The 17,013-nt window shown below is 58.4% G+C and carries 18 protein-coding genes; 11 read left to right on the top strand and 7 right to left on the bottom strand.

Features of this window, described 5'->3' with window-relative positions; translation table 11 throughout:
- The 4 genes from hisD to ACOSV0_RS10325 all read right to left on the bottom strand — a co-directional run bounded on the left by hisD (position 1) and on the right by ACOSV0_RS10325 (position 3,284).
- On the bottom strand, positions 1-1,284 hold the full coding sequence (hisD, locus tag ACOSV0_RS10340) for a histidinol dehydrogenase (protein WP_434106068.1): 1,284 nt from the start codon (positions 1,282-1,284) through the stop codon (positions 1-3).
- Positions 1,285-1,339: 55 nt separating this feature from the next.
- Positions 1,340-1,648, bottom strand: a complete 309-nt coding sequence (locus ACOSV0_RS10335) for an antibiotic biosynthesis monooxygenase family protein (protein ID WP_434106067.1) — start codon at positions 1,646-1,648, stop codon at positions 1,340-1,342.
- Entirely contained in the window at positions 1,645-2,673 is a 1,029-nt protein-coding gene (locus tag ACOSV0_RS10330; protein WP_434106066.1) for an SMP-30/gluconolactonase/LRE family protein, read from the bottom strand. The genes ACOSV0_RS10335 and ACOSV0_RS10330 overlap by 4 nt, the downstream gene beginning before the upstream one ends.
- Positions 2,674-2,765: 92 nt before the next feature.
- Entirely contained in the window at positions 2,766-3,284 is a 519-nt protein-coding gene (locus ACOSV0_RS10325) for a VOC family protein (protein WP_434106065.1), read from the bottom strand.
- 153 nt (positions 3,285-3,437) lie between these two features.
- On the opposite strand from ACOSV0_RS10325, the gene ACOSV0_RS10320 reads away from it, so the two are divergent.
- A complete protein-coding gene (locus ACOSV0_RS10320) occupies positions 3,438-4,373 on the top strand; it encodes a LysR substrate-binding domain-containing protein (RefSeq protein WP_434106064.1) in 936 nt (311 codons plus the stop codon).
- A 306-nt stretch (positions 4,374-4,679) separates the two neighbouring features.
- Here the strand turns inward: ACOSV0_RS10320 and ACOSV0_RS10315 are convergent, their stop codons facing one another.
- From ACOSV0_RS10315 to ACOSV0_RS10305, 3 genes are read right to left on the bottom strand one after another with little or no spacing between them, the layout of a single operon-like run.
- Positions 4,680-5,381: a Tn3 family transposase gene (locus tag ACOSV0_RS10315; RefSeq protein ID WP_434106063.1), complete on the bottom strand. Its 702-nt coding sequence runs from the start codon at positions 5,379-5,381 to the stop codon at positions 4,680-4,682.
- Positions 5,378-5,536, bottom strand: coding sequence for a hypothetical protein (locus ACOSV0_RS10310; protein ID WP_434110240.1), 159 nt, complete (start codon positions 5,534-5,536; stop codon positions 5,378-5,380). Before ACOSV0_RS10310 ends, ACOSV0_RS10315 begins: the two co-directional genes overlap by 4 nt.
- A gap of 49 nt (positions 5,537-5,585) precedes the next feature.
- On the bottom strand, positions 5,586-5,705 hold the full coding sequence (locus ACOSV0_RS10305) for a hypothetical protein (protein ID WP_434110238.1): 120 nt from the start codon (positions 5,703-5,705) through the stop codon (positions 5,586-5,588).
- 629 nt (positions 5,706-6,334) lie between these two features.
- Here ACOSV0_RS10305 and ACOSV0_RS10300 point away from each other — a divergent pair.
- From ACOSV0_RS10300 to ACOSV0_RS10255, 10 genes are all read left to right on the top strand, one after another.
- Positions 6,335-6,919: a winged helix-turn-helix transcriptional regulator gene (locus ACOSV0_RS10300; RefSeq protein ID WP_434106062.1), complete on the top strand. Its 585-nt coding sequence runs from the start codon at positions 6,335-6,337 to the stop codon at positions 6,917-6,919.
- 301 nt (positions 6,920-7,220) lie between these two features.
- Positions 7,221-8,255 carry a hypothetical protein gene (locus ACOSV0_RS10295; protein ID WP_434106061.1) on the top strand — a complete coding sequence of 345 codons (1,035 nt, stop codon included), beginning with the start codon at positions 7,221-7,223 and terminating at the stop codon, positions 8,253-8,255.
- Entirely contained in the window at positions 8,242-8,931 is a 690-nt protein-coding gene (locus ACOSV0_RS10290; RefSeq protein ID WP_434106060.1) for a nuclear transport factor 2 family protein, read from the top strand. The genes ACOSV0_RS10295 and ACOSV0_RS10290 overlap by 14 nt, the downstream gene beginning before the upstream one ends.
- Positions 8,924-10,282: an MFS transporter gene (locus tag ACOSV0_RS10285; protein WP_434106059.1), complete on the top strand. Its 1,359-nt coding sequence runs from the start codon at positions 8,924-8,926 to the stop codon at positions 10,280-10,282. Before ACOSV0_RS10290 ends, ACOSV0_RS10285 begins: the two co-directional genes overlap by 8 nt.
- Positions 10,282-11,034 (top strand): SDR family NAD(P)-dependent oxidoreductase, encoded by a 753-nt coding sequence (locus ACOSV0_RS10280; RefSeq protein ID WP_434106058.1) that lies wholly within the window; start codon positions 10,282-10,284, stop codon positions 11,032-11,034. Before ACOSV0_RS10285 ends, ACOSV0_RS10280 begins: the two co-directional genes overlap by 1 nt.
- Before the next feature lie 276 nt (positions 11,035-11,310).
- Positions 11,311-11,991, top strand: coding sequence for a glutathione S-transferase family protein (locus ACOSV0_RS10275; RefSeq protein WP_434106057.1), 681 nt, complete (start codon positions 11,311-11,313; stop codon positions 11,989-11,991).
- 111 nt (positions 11,992-12,102) lie between these two features.
- A complete protein-coding gene (locus tag ACOSV0_RS10270) occupies positions 12,103-12,711 on the top strand; it encodes an NAD(P)-dependent oxidoreductase (RefSeq protein ID WP_434106056.1) in 609 nt (202 codons plus the stop codon).
- A 285-nt stretch (positions 12,712-12,996) separates the two neighbouring features.
- Positions 12,997-14,427, top strand: coding sequence for a carbohydrate porin (locus tag ACOSV0_RS10265; protein ID WP_434106055.1), 1,431 nt, complete (start codon positions 12,997-12,999; stop codon positions 14,425-14,427).
- A gap of 496 nt (positions 14,428-14,923) precedes the next feature.
- Positions 14,924-16,153 carry an MFS transporter gene (locus ACOSV0_RS10260; protein WP_434106054.1) on the top strand — a complete coding sequence of 410 codons (1,230 nt, stop codon included), beginning with the start codon at positions 14,924-14,926 and terminating at the stop codon, positions 16,151-16,153.
- Between the two features lie 18 nt (positions 16,154-16,171).
- Positions 16,172-16,978: an SDR family NAD(P)-dependent oxidoreductase gene (locus ACOSV0_RS10255; RefSeq protein ID WP_434106053.1), complete on the top strand. Its 807-nt coding sequence runs from the start codon at positions 16,172-16,174 to the stop codon at positions 16,976-16,978.
- The last annotated feature ends 35 nt before the right edge of the window (positions 16,979-17,013 follow it).

Here is a 17,013-nt window from a genome sequence, read left to right as displayed (position 1 = left end):
TCAGGCCTCTTTGCCGAGACGTCGTACGCGGATGTCGGCCTGCTCCTTGTGGCCGGAGAAGTGCTCGAGCGCGCAGAGCCGCGAGCAGACTTCGCCGATCTTCACCGAGGCTGCATCGGTCAGGATGCGCTGGTAGCTGTGCGTCTTGATGAACTTGCCGACCCACAGGCCGCCCGTGTAGCGGCCCGCGCCCATCGTCGGCAACGTATGGTTCGTGCCGATCACCTTGTCGCCGTACGAGACGTTCGTGCGGTGGCCGAGGAACAGGGCGCCGTAGTTGGTCATGCGGTGCAGGAACCAGTCGGGGTCGCGTGTCATCACCTGCACGTGCTCGGAGCACAGGCGTTCGGCTTCCTGCAGCATTTCTTCGTCCGTCTCGCACAGGATGATTTCGCCATAGTCGCGCCATGCGACGCTGGCAACCGGCGCCGTGTCGAGGCGGGCGAGCACGGTTTCGATCGCAGCGGGCAGTTCCGCGGCGATCTTCCCGCTGGTGGTGATGCAGTAGGCCGGGGAGGTCGGACCGTGTTCGGCCTGCCCGAGCAGATCGACGGCGACCAGTTCCGCGTCGACCGAATCGTCGCAGATCACGAGTGTTTCCGTCGGGCCGGCGAACAGATCGATGCCGACGCGGCCGTACAACTGGCGCTTGGCCTCCGCGACAAACGCGTTGCCCGGGCCGACGATCATGTCGACCGGTGCGATGTTTTCCGTGCCGATGGCCATCGCCGCGACGCCCTGAACACCGCCCATCACATAGATTTCATCGGCGCCCGCGAGCGCCATCGCGGCGATGATTTCCGGCGAAGGCTTGCCGTCGAACGGCGGCGCGCAGGCGATCACGCGCTTCACGCCCGCGACCTTCGCGGTCAGCACGCTCATGTGCGCCGATGCGAGCAGTGGATACTTGCCGCCGGGAATGTAGCAACCGACCGAATTGACCGGAATGTTCTTGTGACCCAGCACGACGCCTGGCAGCGTTTCCACTTCGACGTCGCGCAACGACAGCAGCTGGATCTGCGCGAAGCGGCGGATCTGCGCCTGCGCAAACTTGATGTCTTCGATCGCCTGCGGGCTGAGCGAATCGATGCAGGCCCGGATTTCCGCGTCGGTCAGGCGCAGCGACGGCGGATTCCATTTGTCGAAGCGTTCCGAGTATTCGCGCACGGCGGCTTCGCCGCGCTGTTCGATGTCAGCGATGATCTTTTCGACGGTTGCGCGTACTTGCGCCTGATTGTCTGCTTTCACCTGGGCGCTCTGGCCGGCCTTGATGTACTCGATCATGTCGATTTACCGATTGGTTAGGAGGTAGAAGGGGCAGCGGTGTTTGCCGCGAGATTTAGCGTGACGTGCCGTTCGCGAGCACGAGCCGGCAGTGCTCGGCGCTGGGCGGTACGGCAAAAAACGGTTGTAGCAGCGCGCGCCATTCACCGAAGCGCGGCGATTCGCGAAAGCCCCGCATGTGATCTTCAACGGTGTTCCAGTGGACCAGCAGACGGTACTCGTAGCCGTCCTCGATGCAACGATACAACTGATGGTAGATGTAGCCGGGCATGCTGGAGAGAATGGATTGCGCAGTCGCGAACGCGGCTTCGAATCCGGCGTTGCCTCCGGGCGCGATGCGGAAATGGGCGAGTTCGAGAATCATGCGGTCTTCCAGTGCGAAAGCGGCAGACCGGCCACCGGCGAGCGGAAGCTGGCGAGCGTCGTGCCGGCGAGGCTGCCGAGATAGACGGTGCTCAGATCGGGGCCGCCGAACGTGATGCTCGCCATCATCGGCGCGAGCGTGCCGCGGCATGCGCCCATCAGTTCGGGCGTCGTCGTGCCTTGTGAGTAGTGCATTTCGTAATGGGCGAACGCTTCCGGATTGCCGTCGTCGAGCAGAGTCAGCACTTCACCTTCAGGTGTGAGCGCGATCAGCTTTTCGTTGAGGATCAGCGTGATCCAGAGATTGCCGTGCGCATCGAAAGCGAAACCGTCGGGAAAGCCGCCGAGATCGCGCGGGCCGTAGATTTCGCGCGCAGTGAGCGAGCCATTCTCGCAGACGCGCAGCCGCGAGATGCGGCGTGCGTTCGTCTCCACCACATAGAGCCATTCCTCGTTCGCGTCGAGCCGGATTTCGTTGGTGCCGACAAAGCCATCCGCGACGATGCGAATGCCGTTTGCGTCGATCAAGCCGACGTAGCCGTCAGCGGTTTTTTCGTTAATAGAGCGGGTCCATGGCACCTGGCGGGTGGTGACCGTGAACCAGATGCGTCCCCTGGAGTCGGTCAGAACGAAGTTGGTCTTGCCGAGCGGCACGCCGTCGATGCTGTCATACAGCGTGCGCGATGCGCCGTCGCGCGTCATCAGTTCGATCGCGTTGGTGCCGAAGTTGGCGATCACGATGTTGCCTTCGCGGTCTAATGCGAGTCCGTTGGGCAAAGTCTTGCCATTCACGAGTTGTTCGGCGTTGTTCGCTGCAGGTGCGCCAGCGGAATCGCTCTGCTGGGCGATCAGTGTCTGCGTACCGTCGGCATCGATACGCATGACGCCGCCGCGTGCATCCGCGGTCCACAGCGTACCGTCGGGTTCGGCGAGAATGCATTCGGGGCGCAACAGATCGTGGCCGACCATGCGGATCGAGTCGCGGTTCACCTGCCAGCCGCTCAAGGGATTGGATGATGAAGTCATTGAAGAATGGCGCGTGATGAGTGGGTCCGGTTGCGGCGCAGCGCGATACGTTGGGTGCGCTGCGGCATGCTGTGTGATCGGGGCCAGGCCCACTATGAAACGCCGCAGTCAGCGGCAAAGGGTTCGAGCAGTTCGATCAGGTTGCCGCATACGTCGCGAATGAACGCGGTCGGATTGCCGTCGACCACCAGCTCGAACGCGATATCTGCACCCTGTGCGCGCAACGCGGCGACCGCTTGCGGCACATCCGGCACTTCGAAGCACATGTGCTTGTTGCCGTGCGTGCGCAGATCCAGATTCGGCACCCGGCGCGTTTCTGGCAACGGGGCCGCGCCCGGCACCTCGAAGATCTCGATCCGATAGCTGTCCCGGCGCACAAAAGCGATCCGCGCGGGAATCTTGTCGATCGTCATCCGCGATTCGAGTGCGAAGCCGAGCATGCGCCCGTACCAGTCGATCGCGGCGTCAAGGTCGGGCACGCTGATGCCGAAATGGTGGGGGCGCAGAACGGGCAACAGCGGCGCGTCGGCCTGCGTTTGATCCGGTGCGGGGGTGTATCCACTGTCGTGGGTTGGCGCTCTCTCAGGCAGCGTCATGGGCGCTGTTGTCATGGTTCGTGTCTCCATATTGCTCGCGTCCGGCGCGATGCCAGGCGGACTCTCGTTTGCATGGCCGTACTGTAATGCGGTTTATTTGTCGAGAACATCAATTCCTAGTGGAAACACGCATTGATCGCATCGGATGATTGCGAGATAGTCGCGGCCATGAGACTGGGTCACTTCGACATGAATCTGCTCGTCGCTCTCGACGCGCTGCTCGACACGCGCAGCGTCACGCGTGCGAGCGAACGCCTGCATATCGGCGCGTCGGCAACGAGCAGCGCGCTCGGACGCTTGCGCGAATACTTTGGCGACGAGTTGCTGATGCAGGTCGGCCGGAGGATGGAGCTGACGCCGCTTGGCCGCAGCCTCGCGCAACCGGTGCGCGAGATTCTGTTGAACGTGCAGTCGACGGTGGTGTCGCGTCCGCAGTTCGACCCCGCCCAGGCTAAGCGCAACTTTGTCATCCGCGCATCCGACTATCTGACAACGGTATTGCTGATCGACGTGGTCCAGCGCCTGCAGCGGGAAGCGCCACGCATCACGCTCCACATCGCCAACATGACAGACGACGTCCCGGAGCAACTGGACCGCGGCGAAGTGGACTTCGTCATCTATCCCAGCGCATCGGTCAACCCTGCGCATCCGTCGCAGGCGTTATTCGAAGACAGTTTCAGCTGCGTGGTATGGGCCGGAAACGGTCTTGTCGGCGACACGCTCAGTTTTGACCAATATCTGGCACTTGGCCACGTGGCGGCCACTTTCGGCGACAGCCGCAGCGTGAGCTTTGAAAGCCTGATGATGAGCAATCTGGGTCTGTCGCGTTCAATCGAGGTCACCACGACGAATTTCAATACCTTGCCGCAACTTGTCATCGGTACGACGCGGATCGCGACGGTGCACACGCGCCTTGCGCGCATCTATGCGCATTACCTTCCGTTACGGCTGTTGCCGCTACCGATGGATCTTCCGCCGCTCATCGAGGTGATGCAGTGGCATGCGATCAACAACGGCGATCCGGCGCATGCGTGGTTGCGCCAGGTACTACAGGAGCAGGCGCAGGCATACACCGTCGCCGAGGCGACGCGAGGCCAGTTCTAACTTCTCCATGCCGATTCGGTCGGGTCGGCATGCGATCCCAGTCTTCTGCCAGGGCGGCTTCGCAATGGTCAGGGCATTCGTGCGGAGCACGAGCCGGGCCGTGCTCCGATCGTGCGGGGGCGCGGCGCACCCATTCTCCGCTTCCGCTCAAGCAGCATCCGAACTCCAGGGAATAGTCTCCACTTTGCCTGCCATCTCGTCAGGTCGGTCACTGATAGGGCTAACGGTAACGAAAGCGAGCCCAGCTGATTCGCTAATGTCCAGGTTGCAGACCAGTTGGTCCGGTGTGCCTTTGCAGGAGCGGGTTCAAAACCTGATTCCGTAATCTACCGGCGCGGGTTCACGATCCTTCAGCTCGAACAGACCAACGTGATTGAGATGGTGACTCCGGCATGGACTGAATGCCACCAGAACTTCTGGCTTTAACTGCATCTCCTCGCTTTCCAGTGCCTTCAATGCAAGCGTGATCGTATGGCAATTGTGGCAGATCACGAGATTGGCGATCAGATGGTAGTACTTGATGATCTTCAGTTGATCGTCGCGCACGTTTATCCGCGATGATGTCGGAGCCGAAATACGCCCACTGCGCAAACTTATTGAAGCGTTCGCATTTGTACTGGGCCGCCAGAGTGACATGACACAGATCTTCGTCGCTGATGTATTCGAGCAGAAATATCGTCCGCACCACCCGACCCGGTTCCCGGAATGCAAAGTCAGATCCCAGTTAACTGCCTCTCTCGTGAACAGGCCGTCGATGTGCTGATACGCTCCACCGGGCATGGGGCGAAACCACTTCAGATCTTTCCACTTGCGGATGCATGGCGTCAGTTTGGTGCCATGCAGAAAGGCCAGCCCATAAACCGGAGCGTTCTGCGCCTGCGTGTCTTCATGCAGGATATCAGGTCGAATGTCGGAGTTGTTTGTTGTCAGGCCGTCGAGAATATGGATTGCGTCCCATACCCCGCATGAAATGAAATGCGAAAACAACGCAATGTAGACATCGCTCACGTGGTAATAGGCGATGCCACTGTAACCGCCGTAGCGGATGTGCCGTTCTCTGACAGCAGGTTATTTTCGTAGAGATTCCATTGTGTGCTGTCGGCTGCCGGGTGCATCGGATCGCCCCGGTATCGTGGTAACTGGAACCGGTTGTAGGCGTTGATGATGTCGCAGAGCGACGGCTCGAGTTTCTCCGTACTGACCTCGCGTTGGTCAACGAACGGAAATCCGGCGCGCGCTGATGTCCGCGATGTTGCGCGCTGTCTGGGTCGACCCGAGGCCTGTGCCGTACGCGAACATCTTCAGAATCTTGCGTCGTGCCTGCTCACGGATTTTGCTGTCGTGTCCGCTAAGCGGACTGAAATGCCGGTCCCAGTTACGGTCCAGTGCGACGTGCCCGGTGGCTTTTGCCGCTGATCAGCTTCCACGATTTCTCCGGCACCCACTCGAGGTCCTGCAGACTTAGGTCGATGTCTGTGCCTGCTTTGACCGCGATCCACTCGCCGCGTCGTTCGCGCCGGGAGGGCATAAGTGCAAGAGGCAGCGGCTGACAAGTGATGGAACGGCCGTCGAGGTCGAAATCTACGACGATGGAGAAGGCGGCTGGCTGCTCGAAATTGTCGACGAGCTCGGCAAGTCAACCGTATGGGACGATGCGTTTCCTACCGACAGTGCTGCTCTCGCAGAGGCATTGAACATGACCGACAATGAAGGCATTGCATCCGTGATCGGCGACGCGCCAGCCGGCGTCATCCGCCATTGAGCGTCGAGCGGAGCGTGCCGTCGGTTCCAAGTCTGGCAAGGATCGGCAGGCGATGATACGCATTTTCGCACGTGTCCTTACGCCTACCCAACTACGCTTTCGGGAGTCGATTTGGCAATAACCTTTGCGACTTCAGACGTTAAAAGTGTTGTGTTTTCGTTGGGGTTTTTGCCGATGAGCCGGGCGCGACAATCGTTCTATGCTTGTTGATTTCATGACATCGAAGCTATTACGTGGGTTGAAACCGTTGACGCTGCATGACCGAGGAAATATGGTGCCTGATCGAGATTTGGCCGCGGTTCTATCGGCAATTGCTGCGGTGCTCGGGTTCACCCCGGAAGAGATCGAATCTCATCCGCGTGCGCGTGCTGCCGAGCGTGTCGTGCGCGAAATGCACGAAGACGGGGCAGATAGGGCTGACCCAGTGCGAACGATCCTGATCCGGCTCGGCGATCGTTGGTCACCACTGCTCGTGCAGCTTCTGGAGCCTGCACCGATTCGCTTTACCGTACTGCGCAGGCTCGTGATTAGCATCCTAAACGAAGACATTTCAAAACAGGTCCTGTCTGCGAAGCTCCATTGTCTTGAGCGAGATGGTTTCGTCAATCGCACCGACCTCGGTGGTGCACGGCCAGCGGTGGAGTATTCGTTGACTCCGATGGGCATGGAATTCGCCGCTCGGATCAAGGAGTTGATTGCGTGGTCTCGCTTGCAGATTCCGGCAATGCGGGCTGCCCGCGCCCACTATGATTGCACTTCTGAAAGCCGGCAACACTTTATCTGAACTTTCAATCCGCGTCGCATTGAGATGGATCTGAACTTCGCTCCTCTCATCTCTTAGGTATCTCACCTCCGGTAAGTCCGCGCCTCTATCGGAGGCGATTCGCCTGCGCTCAGGCTGACCGCATCAGTACTTTCCCTGCAATGCCCCTCAAACGCACGGTCACAAATTTGTGACTTATTGCGCTTTCGGAAGCGCTCGTCATACTTCTCTCACCAAGACGCAGCGCGCGATTCGGATATTACACGGGGCGCTGCGAACGAGCGTCTGAACGATATTTGAAACGTTGATAAAGGAGACGAAGGTGAAGCGACAAGACGTTGCCGGAGACTGGTCAGAATTGGGTCGCCTCGCGGCCATGGCGCAAGAGCGCGTGGACCATCTGGACCGACTGGGAGAGCATACCCATGCAGCGATCGCAGGATACTGGGGCAATACGATGGTTCACCGTGGTGCGGATGGCGGCATCCTAAAGCTCATCTGTTACCGGGCCGATCATAGCCTTAGCGTCTGGGAGGACGGCGAATGGGTGAATGGTCGTTGGCTGTTGAACGCGGGCCAGGACAATTCGACCATTTGCCACACTCTGGAGATCGATGGCCGGCTGGCAAGCTGGTGCCATTCATTTGCGCCCTATAAGACTGTGGGAGATCGTTGGATTTCTCCGGAAACTGCTGGTGGACATCCGACCTACCCCCTGAGTATAGGCGGGGTTCCGGTGGTGGACGCGGAGGGAAAAACGGTCGTCGAGGGTGTGGGTTTCGGGCCGGGGCAGGTAATGTCACTCGAAGACGGGGTGGTACAAGCGCTGGACGTTCCGCCATCCGGACAAACTCGCGTTAGATCGAGACTAGCCGCGCTTGGTGACAAAACTGACGAGGGAATGGAGGGGTATTTCGGTAACACGATGATGTTCAAGGATGACGCCGGCAAGGTCATCGAGGTGATCTATTACCGCCCGGATCACACCATGCGCTCCTGGCGCGACGGCATGTGGGTCGAAGGTCAATGGTTGATCAATGATGCGCAGGACAATTCCACGATCTTCCAGACCCGAGAGATATTCGGGACATTCACCAGCTGGTGCCATTCTTTTTCCCCGTATAAGAAGATCGGCGACCGGTGGATTGCCCCTGAAACGCGCGGAGGTCATCCAACCTATCCACTGACGGTGGGTGGCGTTCCGGTCATAGAGGAAGACGGCGTTTTGCTTGTCATGGGCACGCGATTCGGCCCGAGCCTTGTGATGTCGATGGAGGAGGGTCTCGTGCCGCCAGAACAGTCGGCAAGCGATGGTGTTCACGCACCGGAACAGGGAGGCAAAGATGTCGAATCCTGATCTGGAACAGCGAATCTCAATGCTCGAGGAAAGCAATCGACGCCTGCAGATCGACGTTTCTCGGGCGAAAGACTACATAGCGATTCAGAATCTCGCGAGCCGCTATCAATATTTCCACCAACCGAAAACGATGGCGAGGAGTTTCGATCTATTCGCCCAGAAGACGCCGGGTGTGTCGGTGGCCATTTCTGGAGGCGTCGAGGAAGGGCTCGATCGGATCAAGGCGTTTTGGACCAAGTCCTCCTCGATTCCGATCGAAGGGGTGATGCTCGAACATCAGTTGACTACCCCCTTGATCGAAGTTGCCGAGGATGGTCAAACGGCGAAGGCCGTCTGGATGTCTCCGGGACACGAAACGGTACCCGGCCTTTTGCCAGGCGGTCACTGGGTATGGGGCCGTTATGCGGTCGACTTCGTCAAGGAAGATGGCGAGTGGAAAATCTGGCACCTGTGGTATTACCCGACCTTCCGCACCCGCTATGGCCGCGACTGGACCGAGGGGCCGGAAGATCCGTCGCCGGAATTGGCAAAGCATCGTGCCAAATATCCACCGTCCCGGCCGATGCCATACGTGAACCTTTACAGGAGCGACGGCGTGCGTGACATGGTGCCGGCACCACCCGAGCCCTACGACAGCTTTGAAGACTATGATCCGGCGGGGTGTCCCAATGGCTAATAAACCAACCAGTGGACTTAAGGACTTGACACAAGAACGGCGTGAATACGCAGCACGTTGTTTGATCCTGCTAATGGCCGCCGCGTCGGCGGTATGCGCCGTGATGAGTACCGTCTCGTTTTCTCCCATCATTGGCGTCGTTGCCCAGGAGCAGAGAGTCGATCTTGGCAGTGCTTCGTTCGCGTTCATCGGCGCTCCGACGTTCGCCATGGCGTTGGGCATGGCTATTTTCGGCTTCGTTATTGATCGGCTTGGAGTGATCTGTATCGTCGTCGGTAGTCTCGTGGCGCTCATCGTCTCGAACGCCGTTGTCCCGGTTTTCGGCCACGATTACGTGGCGATGTTGATTATCCGTTTGGTGCAAGGTCTTTGCAGCGCAGGCCTGATGGTTTCAATCACGCCAGCGATTGCCCGTTGGTTTCCACAGGACAAGATCGGTCGTGCCATGGCGCTCCCTTCGATTGGCGCGGGAATCGGCATGATCGTCGGACTCAATGCCGCACCGCTGTTTATCCAGAACTTCGGGAGTTGGCAACTCGGATCGGTAATGCTCGCCGCTGTCGCTGCAGTGGCACTGACGATCGCTGCGTTTGCTGCCAGATTGACGGGAAGGCTCGATTCTTCAGTCCTTGTGCGTCCCGGTGAGAAACCGACGCGGGCAGTGAATTTTGCACGCTTCCCGATCTTCTGGTCCGGCCTCGCGGTGGCGGCACTGGCATGTTGGGCCAACATGTCCTTCTCCGATCTGACGCCGGGTTTTCTGTCGGTCAAGCCACCGGTCGGAGTGGGCTACGGGCCCCAGCAAGCGGGAGGGCTGATGTCCCTTGTCGCGCTTAGCAGCGTCGCTGGCGCCCCGCTCGCGGGGTTCCTCATGGACAAGGTCTTCCGGCGCCAGAATCGGGTGGTCATTCTTCTTGGCTTCCTACTCAGCGCAGCAGCCTACACGGCGATTCTCTCCCCTGCAATCCACAACCAAAAAGGCGTGTTGGCAGCAACGCTCCTGCTTGGAGGTCTGGCAATTCCATTCGTCAACGTGACGCTAATGAGCATTGCTGCAAAAACGCTCGCCGTCGATCTGGTCGGTCGGGTTTGTGGCCTGTGGATGTCCATTTCATTCTTTGCGGGTGCGTTTGGCGTGGTGGTCGGCTCTTTCGCGCTGAAAACATCCGGTAATTACTGGTTATCGCTGGCGATCGTCGGTACGGCTTCTGTCATGGGTTTCTTCGTCGCGATGCTGCTGCCCAGAAACGGCGCGGACCGCGACGGTCCTATCGCGTCGACTACAGCTGGCGCACAAGAGATTCACGGTCGTTCTCTGTCAAGTGGCGCAAATTTCAAGGAGATGTTGTGATGTCGAACAAGTTGGAAGGAAGGGTAGCGCTGGTGACCGGGGGCACGAAGGGAATCGGGCTTTCCATCGCAAAACTGTTTGCGATGGAAGGCGCACATGTATTCGTTATGGGAAGAAATCCCGGTGCGCTTGCTTCCGCGGTAGCCGAATGTGGTGATAGGGTAACTGGCATCGAAGGTAATGCGGCGGACCCCGAAGATCTCGATCGTGTTTATGCGCGCATTGGCGCAGAAGCCGGGTGTTTGGACATCGTGGTCGCAAACGCCGGTAGCGGGCGGTTCGTGCCTCTGGGCCGGATTACCGAGGAACACGTCGATACTACCTTCGACCTGAACGTGAAGGGCGTCCTGTTCACGATCCAGAAGGCTCTACCCTTGCTACGGGACGGCGGTTCGATAGTGCTCATTTCGTCAATCACCGGATCGAAGGGCACACCGGCCTTTAGCGTTTACGGTGCAAGCAAAGCAGCGGTGCGGGCTTTCGCACGCAGCTGGATGCTCGACCTGAAGACCCGGGGTATTCGCGTAAACGTTGTGAGTCCGGGGCCAACCGATACTCCAGGTCTTACCGCGTTGGCGATGGACGAAGATCATGCTCGCGAGATCAAGGTGCGTCTCGCGAACACCATTCCGCTCGGACGACTTGGTCGCGCCGACGAAATCGCCAAGGCTACACTTTTTCTCGCCTCTGATGACTCGAGTTTTATCAACGGTGTGGAATTGGCCGTCGACGGAGGCGCGTCCGAGATCTGATAAAAGATTTTCATGCGAATAAAATGCATAACAAACGACACTAAGAAAACGTAACCGTAAATTTAGATGCAGAGAATAGAACGATAGCCATCAAAATATTCTGATTACTAAGTAGTGCTATTTTATATCGGAAAGGGTATTTGATACGAAATTCGGCTAAATATTCCAGCTGATTTCGCGACTTTCGAACCCTTGTGAGCGTGCAGAGGGTGACAGGTACGCGATTGAGTAGGGTTCGTCGCCGCTCGAAAGCAAGGTCTTATGTAAGGAGGTTTTATGAGTTCAGTAGATTTCTATTATGCGCCGGGTGCCTGTTCGTTGGTGTCACATATCGCGCTGGAAGAGACAGGCGTGGAATTCGTCCCTCACGCACTTGCCTTAGTGGTCGGTGAGCATAGGACTCTGGAATATGTTGCCCTCAATCCATCAGGCAAGGTGCCGACCCTGGTCGTTGATGGCTATCCACTTACAGAAACGCTTGCGATCGTACACTGGCTCGATGATATCTGCCCCCCGGCCGGTCTCCTTCCGAAGAGCCGCGAGCCAATGAAGAGAGCGCATGATCTTTCAATGATTTATTGGTTTGCATCAACCGTACATCCTGTCTTTACGCGCTTCCGAGCAGCGCCGGCGATCATTGACGACCCGGCTGCCTATGGGAAAATCGCCGCGCACGCGGCACCTGTGCTTGCCGGCTATTTTCAGATAGCCGCGACCCGGCTCGGCCGGCAGGAGTGGGTTCTAGGTGACCGATCTGTAGCCGATGCATATCTCTTCTGGCTATGGACGGAAGCCGTGGCTGGAGGATTTGACGGTGCGTCCTTTCCTGCGCTAGCCGCGCACACTGAACGTTTTGCCGAACGTTCGACGACGCGGGCCGCACTTGCGCGCGAAGCGACTGCGGTCGCAGCATTTGTGCGGCGTGGAGTATCGATGAAGTTTCCAGAAGTGAGGTGAGCGGCTACTTTCTACAACGTTGCTAGGGTCTTCTCGTGTAGGTTTGCGCTCTCAATCCCTCAAGGCATATGTCGAAGGGGAAATGTTGATTACGGTTTTGGAGTGGGCAGAATGAAAGTAGCATTGATCGGGGCAGGCGGCACCGCAGGATCGCGCATATTAAAGGAGTTAATCCGACGTGAGCATTGCGTGCTGGCGCTCGCACGAACTCCGTCAAAGGTTGACGCATGTTACGGGGCGTTGGTGCGCCAACTAAACGCAAACGACGTGTTGGCCGTCAGTGAGGCAGTGCGTGGCCAGGATGCGGTGATAAGCGCGACAACCTTCACACAGACCAATCCGCGCAACCTCATTGACGGGATCACGGCAGCCGACGTGATGCGTTATATCGTCGTCGGGGGTGCGGGCTCACTTGAAACGTCCCCAGGTCTACGAGAGATGGACGACCCGCGCTTTCCGACGTCCGTGACGCCAGAAGCGGAGGCTGGCTGCCGTTTCCTCGAGCAACTTCGCCGAAGCGAGCTTGACTGGAGTTTCCTATGTCCATCCCGGTTCTTCGAGCCAGGAGAAAGAACCGGGAAGTTCCGCCTAGGTAAGGACAATCTGTTGATCAGCGAGACAGGTCGAAGCGCTATCTCGATGGAAGACTACGCGATCGCGTTAATTGACGAACTCGAAAGACCGAAGCACGTACGACAACGGTTTACGGTTGGCTACTGACCGCCGTGTCAGCACTCTCTGCTTTATGCGCATTAAATCGATATACGGTTAATAGGGCAATAGACCGGCGCTTGACAACTTTCTCAGTGATATTTTTATCCCTTGTCGCTAACGAATCAACGGTAGCAGGATCATCGTTGACGCATCGCATTCGATACCTGCCGCTTAGCGACGTTCAGGATGGAGCCTATCGAACTATGAGGCATTGAGTGATTCGTCACTGAAATCAAAATAATAATTCGTACAACGAATATATATAAAAGTGAAGGTTAAAGGAGGAGACGTATGAAAAACGCTATATCAACCTTGGTTTTGTTATGGTCGCTGGCGCTCACGTCATCGCTTGCTCACGCTCAGCAGGCCACCGTGGCAGATACTACATCCTCGCGACTGGCCAAGGGCGCAACGGGAGTGCAAGGGTTTGGCCAGCAAAGCGGGGAACCGTCAGCTCCGGAGATCGCCGCCCGACCTACGGACCGTGATCTTTTACCATTTGCCGCATCCTTGCATGGATTAGGCATCGACACGCATGCTCTGTTTCTCGACTTTTTTATGGCAAATCCGACAACCGGGGTGAACACGGGGCGATCTGGCAATAGCGGTATGCTGATACTGGGCGCCGACTTTGATCTGGGCAAGCTCGCCGGATTGCATGGTGGGCTATTACACGTCGAGGAGTCGTTCTTTATATTCAAGCACAACGTGGGTACTACGAGCTCTTTCAATGGCGACGTCGGCAGCTATATGGGTGCGCAGTTGCCGAACAATCTTCCGTCAAACTACCTATCATTGTTGAGCTACGAGCAACGGTTCATTGACGGGCGCCTTCAGATCGAGGGCGGACGCATGAATCCATCTAGATATTTTGCGTTGCAAAACTGTGAGAATGCTGCGACATGTATGGATCCGATCGCACAGTTCACCGCTCACATCAACCCCCCGGCGTTCGCGACCTGGGGGGGGCGCGTACGTTACGCAGTTACCGATACACAGTTCGCGCAGTTAGGCGTGTTTGAAAATAACTTTAGCGCGACAACGACGAACGGCTTTGACTGGAAGCTGAACAATGCGACCGGCACATTGCTCATGGGCGAATATGGAAGTAAGAGCAGCTTCGCGCAGCAGCGGCTTCCCCTGACTTACGAATTCATTGGTTTTTACAACACGGCGGTGCAATCAAAGCCGGCACTTGTAACGACGTCTACTCGCCGCGGTACCGGCGGAGCTATGCTGCGGTGGCAGAAATTTGTCTGGCGTGCGGACGGCGAGGCGAGCCCCGACCCGGCGCCGCGAAGCATCGCATTATTTGGTACATTGTCTGGCACACCAGATCCGATGCAACCCTATCGCGCATACGCTGAATTGGGGACGACTCTATTTTCCCCGTTCAAAAATCGTCCGTATGACCGCATCAGTGCCAAGGTAAGCTATGTCCGCGTCGGCCGCGATGAGCTCGATTTTCAGCACGAGGGGAGGCTATTGGCTGGGGGGCCGGACGCCTACACATCGCCGAACCAGTTTCGGCTTGAAATCGACGGCCATTTCGCGGTGGCGAAGGGCACTGCGGTAGAGCCATTCGTACAATACGTCATCCATCCTGATACCTTTAATAATCCTGTTTCGGCAAGCGTGCCTCATCGCGGGGTCGTCGTAGGTTTGACGTTGATCGTCTCCCTAGGCGACCTGTTGGGAATCTCGGCGCCACCAGGACGTTGATTCTTTTTCGCGCAACCAAGTGCAATGGGGAAGGATGACGCACAGACTGCCAGCCGTCGTGGCTATGGCGGACTACGAGGCTCGGCACGACTGCCCACAATGCAGCAGTCGGCTCCTGAGTAGAGGTTCGAAGCCGCGGAATCGAGGGCACAGCACGGGTCGGCACCCCATTATTCTGCAAGCCTTTGATAAAATGAAATTTCGCGAAGCAACCGCCAGAAATTGCGCGAGAAGTGCGAATACCCCGCCCTCGGGAAACCGAATTTGCGCAATACCGCCCGTCGCATACGGTACTGATCGTCGGATAGGCGTAACCGATGTTACGCACAGGTCGATCCGATCGCATCAAACGGTGTTGTCAACACAATCTGATTGTGTCGTACGCTGTCTGACGGAATGATTCGTCTCACACAAAGCGGAGAGCCTTGTCGTCTGAACGGTGTCGAAGTCCTATAGGGCTTCCCCGTACAAGGAAACCCCACCAATGGAGACAGTCATGCATGTTCATATCGATCGGCGCGGCGCGGCGCCGGTGGCGCGCGAAGCAAGCTTCTTTCATGCATTCATTCTGCTGAGCACCGTCATCTGCGGAACACTCGCGCCGACTGTGATCGGGCCCGTCCTTCCCGCGATGCAGCGGCATTTCGCGAGCGTACCGGGAATCGAAACGCTGGTGCCAGTAGTCGTCACGATGCCAATGCTCATACTCGGCGCGCTGGCGATGGCGATCGGCGCGGTCAGCGACCGGGTGGGCCGTAAGCGGGTCCTGGTCAGCGCGCTCGTTCTGTACGCAGCAGCAGGCACCGCGCCGCTTTACCTCGATTCGATCTATACGATTCTCGTGAGCCGCGCACTCGTCGGACTCGCCGAGGCGGCGGTGATGACCATCAGCACCTCATTCATCGGCGACTATTTCAGCGGGACGCAGCGCGATCGCTACGCGTCGCTGCAGATTACGGTCGCTTCGACATCGGCGTTCATCTTCAACCTGATGGGCGGCGCACTCGGCGCATATGGCTGGCGCGTGCCGTTCGCGGCATATGCGTTGCCGCTGCTGCTCGCGCCTCTAGTACAGGTCTTCATCTGGGATACACGCAGCACGGCAGGCACGCTGACAGCGGGCGGTCACGTTACTTCCGGCGAACCGATATTCAATCCGTGGCTGCTTGCGCTGATCTGCGCGATCGCGTTTGCAGTCGGCCTTGTCTTCATGGTGGTGCCGGTGCACCTGTCGTTCATGCTGGTCGACCTCGGGATTCGTTCGACCGGTGAGATCGGTTTCGCCTACGCACTGAACAGCGTGGGCATCATCGCCGGCACGCTGGCGTTCGGATGGTTCCTCGCGAGCCGGTTCGCGGTACCGCAACAGTTCGCGATTGGCACGCTAGTCTGTGGTCTTGGCTTCCTGATCCTGGGCGTGGCGCACGACTTTACATTGCTGACGCTTGGCGGCGCGATCAACGGCATTGGCTGCGGTGTGGTCCTCCCCGCACTGGTCAGTTGGGGGCTGCGTTCGCTGCCCTTTGAGCGCCGCGGATTTGGCACGGGTGCGTTCACCGCGGGCCAGTTCATTGGCTACTTCTGCAGTCCACTGATCGTGATGCCGCTGGTTGGGCACTGGGGCTCGCGCTTCGAGGTCGTCGAAGGCGGCGGCATCGGGCTCCTTCTCATCGCTGCCCTCGCATTCGCCGGGGCGCTCAGCACACACCGGTTGAAGCTCAACTGATCCGTCTCGAGGCTCCGCATGAAATCTGTTTTCAAACATGCACGCCCTGTGCAGGACGGCGAGCGCCTGCTCGGCAAGGTAGCACTCGTCACCGGTATCGGCAGCGGCATCGGCAAAACGTGCGCGTTGCTGTTCGCTGCACAGGGCGCACACGTCGTCGGCTGCGATATCGATGTATCTGCGGCAGAACAAACGGTCAAGGAAGCCGCTGCGCGTGGCCTTTCGCTCGACAGCCTGCATCCCTGCGATCTGACCGATCCGATCGGGGCAGCGCACCTGGTCGAGTTTGCGCTGGCGCGGCACGATGGTTTCGACGTGGTCGTCAACGCGGCAGCGTTTGGCGCGTTCGCGTGGCTGCAGGACATGGACTACGAGACGCAATGGCGCAGAACGCTCACCGGCGAACTCGACATCGTATTCCTGCTGTGCAAGGCGGCATGGCCAGCGCTGATTGCGCGCGGCGGCGGGGCGGTCATTAACTTCGCTTCGGCCAACGCGACTGTCGCTCTTGCGGGATCGCCTGCGCTTGCGCATTGCGCGGGTAAAGGCGGCGTGCTCGCAATGACCCGCCAGCTCGCGATGGAGGGCGGTCCACACGGTATTCGTGTCAACAGCATCTCGCCCGGGCTGGTAGAGACCGCCGCAACTCGCGCGCACATGCTGCGTCAGCCGGAATTTCTTGAGCGTGCACTTGCCAAGTCGATGACCGGGCGGATTGGTCAACCGGAAGACATCGCATGGTGCGCGGTGTTCCTCGCATCGGACGAAGCGAGCTGGATAACAGCCGCTGACTTTTCTGTCGACGGTGGCGCTACGGCCTGGTAGCGCTCCCCCGCAAAGCTTTCCATTTTAAGAGCCAG

The sequence above is a fragment of the Paraburkholderia caffeinilytica genome (assembly GCF_051027425.1).
In the GTDB taxonomy this organism is placed as follows: Bacteria; Pseudomonadota; Gammaproteobacteria; order Burkholderiales; family Burkholderiaceae; genus Paraburkholderia; species Paraburkholderia caffeinilytica_A.
This window is presented reverse-complemented; position numbering and strand designations above follow the sequence as displayed.

What these genes read in the sequence shown, in the direction of transcription:
- hisD (WP_434106068.1), bottom strand. Translation starts at nt 1,284, where the DNA reads ATGATCGAGTACATCAAGGCCGGCCAGAGCGCCCAGGTGAAAGCAGAC.
- ACOSV0_RS10335 (WP_434106067.1), bottom strand. Translation starts at nt 1,648, where the DNA reads ATGATTCTCGAACTCGCCCATTTCCGCATCGCGCCCGGAGGCAACGCC.
- ACOSV0_RS10330 (WP_434106066.1), bottom strand. Translation starts at nt 2,673, where the DNA reads ATGACTTCATCATCCAATCCCTTGAGCGGCTGGCAGGTGAACCGCGAC.
- ACOSV0_RS10325 (WP_434106065.1), bottom strand. Translation starts at nt 3,284, where the DNA reads ATGACAACAGCGCCCATGACGCTGCCTGAGAGAGCGCCAACCCACGAC.
- ACOSV0_RS10320 (WP_434106064.1), top strand. Translation starts at nt 3,438, where the DNA reads ATGAGACTGGGTCACTTCGACATGAATCTGCTCGTCGCTCTCGACGCG.
- ACOSV0_RS10300 (WP_434106062.1), top strand. Translation starts at nt 6,335, where the DNA reads ATGCTTGTTGATTTCATGACATCGAAGCTATTACGTGGGTTGAAACCG.
- ACOSV0_RS10290 (WP_434106060.1), top strand. Translation starts at nt 8,242, where the DNA reads ATGTCGAATCCTGATCTGGAACAGCGAATCTCAATGCTCGAGGAAAGC.
- ACOSV0_RS10285 (WP_434106059.1), top strand. Translation starts at nt 8,924, where the DNA reads ATGGCTAATAAACCAACCAGTGGACTTAAGGACTTGACACAAGAACGG.
- ACOSV0_RS10280 (WP_434106058.1), top strand. Translation starts at nt 10,282, where the DNA reads ATGTCGAACAAGTTGGAAGGAAGGGTAGCGCTGGTGACCGGGGGCACG.
- ACOSV0_RS10275 (WP_434106057.1), top strand. Translation starts at nt 11,311, where the DNA reads ATGAGTTCAGTAGATTTCTATTATGCGCCGGGTGCCTGTTCGTTGGTG.
- ACOSV0_RS10270 (WP_434106056.1), top strand. Translation starts at nt 12,103, where the DNA reads ATGAAAGTAGCATTGATCGGGGCAGGCGGCACCGCAGGATCGCGCATA.
- ACOSV0_RS10265 (WP_434106055.1), top strand. Translation starts at nt 12,997, where the DNA reads ATGAAAAACGCTATATCAACCTTGGTTTTGTTATGGTCGCTGGCGCTC.
- ACOSV0_RS10260 (WP_434106054.1), top strand. Translation starts at nt 14,924, where the DNA reads ATGCATGTTCATATCGATCGGCGCGGCGCGGCGCCGGTGGCGCGCGAA.
- ACOSV0_RS10255 (WP_434106053.1), top strand. Translation starts at nt 16,172, where the DNA reads ATGAAATCTGTTTTCAAACATGCACGCCCTGTGCAGGACGGCGAGCGC.